The 827-nt window shown below is 63.8% G+C and carries 1 pseudogene; it reads left to right on the forward strand.

What is annotated here, in order from left to right:
- Window positions 1-89 precede the first annotated feature (89 nt).
- Window positions 90-827 (forward strand): annotated as a pseudogene (locus tag EBE87_RS28465) (helix-turn-helix domain-containing protein); the annotation flags it as partial.

Consider the following 827-nt stretch of genomic DNA (forward strand, 5'->3'; position numbering starts at 1 on the left):
ATCGGCTTAATCTGACAGGCAGTGGTGAAGTGGTGGGCATCTGACCTGCCGGCTGGAGCTGGCAGGCGTCCGTGAGGACGGAGGTCACGATGATGCGGGAGCAGAAGATCATCCGCGGCAAGGTCGGGGTGCTGGAGCTGGCCAGGCAGCGTCAGCCAGGCCTGCAAGGTCATGGGCGACAGCCGGGACAGCTTTTACCGGGTCAAGGACCTGTACGAGAAGGACGGCGAGATTGCGCTTCAGGAACTCTCCCGGCGCAAGCCGAACCTGAAGAACCGGGTCGACCCAGCCATTGAGGCAGCCGTGGCCGAGATGGCCATGGACCAGCCCGCGTGGGGCAGCTCCGGGTGTCCAACGAACTCCGCAAGCAGGGTGTCCCCGTCTCCTCCTTTGGGGTGAGGAACATCTGGCTGCGCCACGATCTCCACCAGCATGAAGGCGCTGGAGGCCCGGATGGCGCCAGGAAGGCCTGGTGCTGGCCGAAGCGCAGCTCGGGGCCCTGGAGCGGGTCAAACAGGAGAAAGAGGCGCATGGGGAGTTCGAGCGCGAATGTCCCGGCTGCTGCGGCGCCCAGGACACCTTCCATATCGGCAACATGAAGGGCGTGGGCCGGATTTACCAGCAGACCTTTGTCGACACTGCCTCCAAGGTGGCCTTTGCCAAGCTGCATGACCACAAGACCCCGATCACCGCCGCCGGCTTGTGGAACGACCATGTGCTGCCCTTCTTTGAGGAGCATGCTATCCCGCTGCTGCGGATCCTGACTGATCGAGGATCTGGGTTCTGCGGTAGCCCCGCGCGGCACGAATATGAACGCTACCTGGCTG

Origin of the sequence: Teichococcus wenyumeiae (genome assembly GCF_003696345.1) — a bacterium.
GTDB lineage: Bacteria > Pseudomonadota > Alphaproteobacteria > Acetobacterales > Acetobacteraceae > Pseudoroseomonas > Pseudoroseomonas wenyumeiae.